Annotated in this window: 4 protein-coding genes and 1 other RNA gene; 3 read left to right on the top strand and 2 right to left on the bottom strand. The window is 72.4% G+C overall.

The window, feature by feature from the left end:
• Positions 1–202: 202 nt before the first annotated feature.
• Positions 203–574, bottom strand: coding sequence for a hypothetical protein (locus tag OJ997_RS35990; protein WP_270030293.1), 372 nt, complete (start codon positions 572–574; stop codon positions 203–205).
• 204 nt (positions 575–778) lie between these two features.
• On the opposite strand from OJ997_RS35990, the gene OJ997_RS35985 reads away from it, so the two are divergent.
• Positions 779–1,249, top strand: a complete 471-nt coding sequence (locus tag OJ997_RS35985) for an RNA polymerase sigma factor (protein WP_270030292.1) — start codon at positions 779–781, stop codon at positions 1,247–1,249.
• An 8-nt stretch (positions 1,250–1,257) separates the two neighbouring features.
• Positions 1,258–1,521: signal recognition particle sRNA large type (ffs, locus tag OJ997_RS35980), an RNA gene on the top strand.
• Positions 1,522–1,531: 10 nt separating this feature from the next.
• Here ffs and OJ997_RS35975 read toward each other — a convergent pair.
• Positions 1,532–2,902: a hypothetical protein gene (locus tag OJ997_RS35975; protein ID WP_270030291.1), complete on the bottom strand. Its 1,371-nt coding sequence runs from the start codon at positions 2,900–2,902 to the stop codon at positions 1,532–1,534.
• A gap of 69 nt (positions 2,903–2,971) precedes the next feature.
• On the opposite strand from OJ997_RS35975, the gene dnaX reads away from it, so the two are divergent.
• The coding region (gene dnaX, locus OJ997_RS35970; RefSeq protein ID WP_270030290.1) for a DNA polymerase III subunit gamma/tau at positions 2,972–4,187 on the top strand (1,216 nt) is incomplete at its 3' end.

The raw sequence follows: 4,187 nt of genomic DNA, 5'->3' as shown, positions 1-4,187 counted from the left end.
GCACGGGCGGGGGCGGCGGCGGCACGGGGGCGGCGGCGGCACGGGCGCGGGGGAGTGGAGCGGGCGCAGCGGTGGCGCTAGCGCGGCAAAAGGCGGCGCAGCGAACGCGGCGAGGCGGCGCGGCGAATGGAGCGGGCGACGCGGCGCTACGGGGGCGCGCGGTGCGTGGGCGAGCCGAGCTCGCCCACGCGGAGTCGCGGGCTTAGTTGTCGCGGGTGCGGCGACGCAGCACGAGGCCGGCGCTCAGCAGCGCGAGGCCGCCGATCAGGACCGGGATCGCGGCGAAGCCGGTGAACGGGAGCTGGTCGGTGCCGGCTTCGGCCTGGCGGGCCGGCTGCAGGTCCTCGGTGACGCCGGCGACGCCGCCGGACTCGGCCGCCGGGGCGGTCTCCTGCTCCTCGGCCGGAGCGACGCCGCCCTCTTCGGTCGGCTCGTTCTGCTCCTCGGCGGGGAGCACACCGCCCTCAGGCGTGGGCGTCGCGTACTGGGCCACGGACGCGTCGTCGCCGGACTGCAGCCCGGTGACGGCGAGGCCGGCACCCGCTGTGCTGAACAGCATTCCGGTGACAAGCATCGCGAGAATGGCAAAACGGGACTTCATGGACTGGTTCCCCTTCCGTGAGGGATTCGCCGCGCGGCGGCGAACTCGCTGCTTGATCTCGTCCAGCTCTCGGGGAGAGGCCTGGGGCCGCTCTTCCTCGAGGCGCCGAATGACGTCGTCGAACTCGGTCATCACAGACTGATACGAAGCTGGGCCCCGATTCCTGACTGAGAAATTTTGGACGACTCCCAATTCGAGCGGTTGTACGCCGAGGAAGCCGCGGGCCTGTTCTCGTTCCTCGCCTACCGGACGGGGGATCGCGGCCTGGCCGAGGACCTGCTCGCGGACGCGTTCGAACGGGCGCTGCGCGGGCGCTTCAACCCGCGCAAGGGATCGGCGAAGACGTGGCTGTACGCGATCGCGCTCAACGTCCTGCGCGACCACGTGCGCCGCGCCGCCGCGGAGTCACGGGCCTACGAGCGCGTGGAGACGGGTGACGGGCGGGACGTGTTCGCCGACGTCGAGGTGCGCGACGAGCTCATGCGCGGCATGGCGGTGCTCTCGGCGGAGGAGCGCGAGGCGATCGCGCTGCGCTTCGGCGCGGCGCTGACCGTTCCCGAGATGGCGAAGCTGCTCGACGAGCCGCTCACGACGATCGAGGGCCGCGTCTACCGCGCGCTCAGAAAGCTCCGTGAGTCGCTAGCCTAAGCACCGGACCGTGCTAGGCGGGGAGGTAGCGGTGCCCTGTATCCGCAATCCGCTCTAGCGGGGCTGAATTCCCTCTCGAGGGGCACGGCTCCAGGCCAACGTTCGCTGCCACGGCGTCGATGGTTGGGTCCCGCACGACGTCGGCCCGTGAACCAGGTCAGGTCCGGAAGGAAGCAGCCTTAAGCGGTTACCGGTGGGCGTGTCGGGGTCGCCTGACCGGAGTCAGTGAGGTGTGCGTCCCTGGAGGCCGACCTCGACAGTTGGGTGCACGGTCCACTTCTTTCAGCAGCGCGCAGCGAGAACCCAGCTCTCGTTGCGCGCTGTTTCTGAGAAGCCCGGCGGGACCGCCGCCGTCAGGCGCTTCGGGTCGCGCGGGTCGAGCGTGAAGTTGCGCTCCACGCGCTCGCTCGCTGGGTCGATGTAGCTGCCGGACGTCGGCTGCTCGAGCTGCGCGGAGACGATCTCGGCCGGCGCGATCCCCGTCCACAGCGCGATGTGGGGCACGGGCCGGTGGTTCGGCACGGCCACGGGCTCGCACGCGATGTCGTCGCTGATCGCGTGGAGGTCGGCGAGGATGTCCTGCTGCGTGTGCATCGCGCTGCGCAGGTTCTCGATCCGGTTGACCTGGCTGGGCGCGAAGACGAGCGCGGCGAGCAGCACGACGCCGCCGAACGCGGCCCAGCGACGACGCCACGGGTGGTCGCGCTCGAGCGTCCGCCACCCGAACACGCCCGCGCCGGCGAAGATCGCCAGGATCGCGGCGGGGAGCAGCAGGTAGCGGCCGAGGATCGGCAGGCCGGCGGTGGCGAGCACGCAGAACGCGCCGATGGCGACGAAGCCCGCGGCGACCAGGAGCCCGGCCCGCCGCCGCATGAACGCGAGCACGAGGATGCCGCCGGCGGCCGCGCCGAGCAGGCCGGGCTCGCGCAGGATCTCGCCGAGCCGCCGCGGGACGGTCAGCGGCACGTCGTCGAGGCCGGTGATGCGCTGGAGGTCCTTCGCGTTGTCCTGCGTGTCGGTCAACGAGTGCAGCGGATTGCCGGCGAGCAGTTGGTCGTGGACCATCCAGATGACCGGCGCGGCGAGCGCCCACGGGAGCAACCGCAGGTCGCGCTTCCAGAGGACGTAGAGGATCGCGAGGCCCCACGGCTCCGGCCTGAGCAGGCCGGCGAGGCCGAGCAGGACGAGGACGAGCCGCGGGTTCTTGCCGCGTGCCTCGGCGAGGATCGCGCCCAAGGCGAGCGCGACGTACGGGATGTCGAAGTACGCGCGCACGCCGAAGCTCAGCACGGGCACGCGGGTGAGGATCAGCACCGCGGCGACGACGCCCGCCGCCGGCCCGAACCAGTGCGCGCCGAGCTCGTAGGTCACCCAGCCGAGCGCGCCGAGGCTGAGGAAGGCGATGATCACCCAGATGGTCTGGCCGGCGTCGCCGAGCGGGAACAGGAGCATCCCGAGCGCGGTCGCGAGCGGGTGCGGGGTGGGGGCGAGCGGGACGTCGAAGTCCGGCGTGCGGCCGTGCAGCACGTCGCCGCCCCACAGCAGGCTGTAGGCGGTGTCGTAGTTCAGGAACCCGGCGCCGACGAGGGCGAACGCGAGCACCGCACCGAGCGGGATTCCGATGGCGGCGCGCAGGCCGAGGCCGCCTGTCACGCCACTAGACTCAAACGTCCCTTGGCCGCTTCGTTGTACCGCCGTCATCGCCCCCGCACGTTCGCAGACGTGGTCGGGCAAGAGCACGTTGTCCGCACGCTCAGCAACGCGATCGAGCAGGATCGCGTCCACCACGCGTACCTGTTCGTGGGTTCCCGTGGCACGGGCAAGACGTCCATGGCGAAGATCTTGGCGGCGTCGCTGAACTGCCAGAACGGCGGGCCGACCGTCTCGCCGTGCGGTACTTGCGAGTCCTGCCTCTCCATCCACAGCGCGACCTCGCTCGACGTGGTGGAGATGGACGCCGCCTCCAACAACTCGGTCGACGACGTGCGCGACCTGCGCGAGCGCGTCGCCTTCGCGCCCGTCGGCGGCGGCTTCAAGGTCTACATCCTCGACGAGGCGCACATGCTCACGCCCCAGGCGTGGAACGCGTTCCTCAAGACGCTCGAGGAGCCGCCGCCGCACACGATCTTCGTGCTCGCGACGACCGAGGCCAACAAGGTCCTGCCGACCGTCGTGGACCGCTGCCACCGCTTCGACTTCTCGCGGCCGTCCGTCCCGCAGATCGCGAACGTGCTCCGGCGCGTCGCGGACACGGAGAGCATCGGCATCCCGGACGAGGCGATCGCGCTGGTCGCCCGCTCGGCCACGGGGTCCTTCCGCGACGCGCTGGGCACGCTGGAGCAGCTCCTTGCGTACTCGGGGTCGAACATCGAGCTGCAGGACGTGCTCGCGGTGCTGGGCGCGGCCGACGCGGACCTCATCTTCGGCGCCGTCGACGCGGTGTCCGCGGGCGATGCTCGCGGCGCGCTGCTGGCGGCCGCGCGGCTCGCCGAGTCCGGCCGCGACCTGGGCCGCTTCTTCGGTGATCTGGAGGCGCACGCCCGCGCCCTGATGGTCGTCCAGGTCCTCGGCGACGTCCCGCCCGAGCTGCGCGTCACCAAGGAACAGGACGAGCGCCTGGCCGAGCAGGCCGAGCGCGTCGGCCCGGCCGAGGTCGTCCGCCTGCTGGAGCTGATCGCGTCCGCCCTGCGCTCGCTCAAGGACGGCGCCGACGCCCGCACCCAGCTCGAGCTCGCCCTCGTGAAGGCCGCGAGCCCGGACCTCGAGCCGTCCGTCAAGGCCCTGCAGGCCCGGATCGCCCGCCTGGAGTCGCGCCCGGCGGCTCCGCCCGCGCGCACCCCGGACCAGCCCCAGACGGCCGCGGGCCGCGCGACGTCCACGCCGACCCCGGCGCAGCCCGCACATGCGGCGCCGACCCAGTCCGCGCCCGCGCAGGCCG

Origin of the sequence: Solirubrobacter phytolaccae, from assembly GCF_027587195.1 — a bacterium.
Taxonomy (GTDB): Bacteria; Actinomycetota; Thermoleophilia; order Solirubrobacterales; family Solirubrobacteraceae; genus Solirubrobacter; species Solirubrobacter phytolaccae.
This window is presented reverse-complemented; position numbering and strand designations above follow the sequence as displayed.

Excerpts from the sequence above, each read along its gene's own strand:
- OJ997_RS35990 (WP_270030293.1), bottom strand. The coding sequence starts at position 574 with ATGCTTGTCACCGGAATGCTGTTCAGCACAGCGGGTGCCGGCCTCGCC.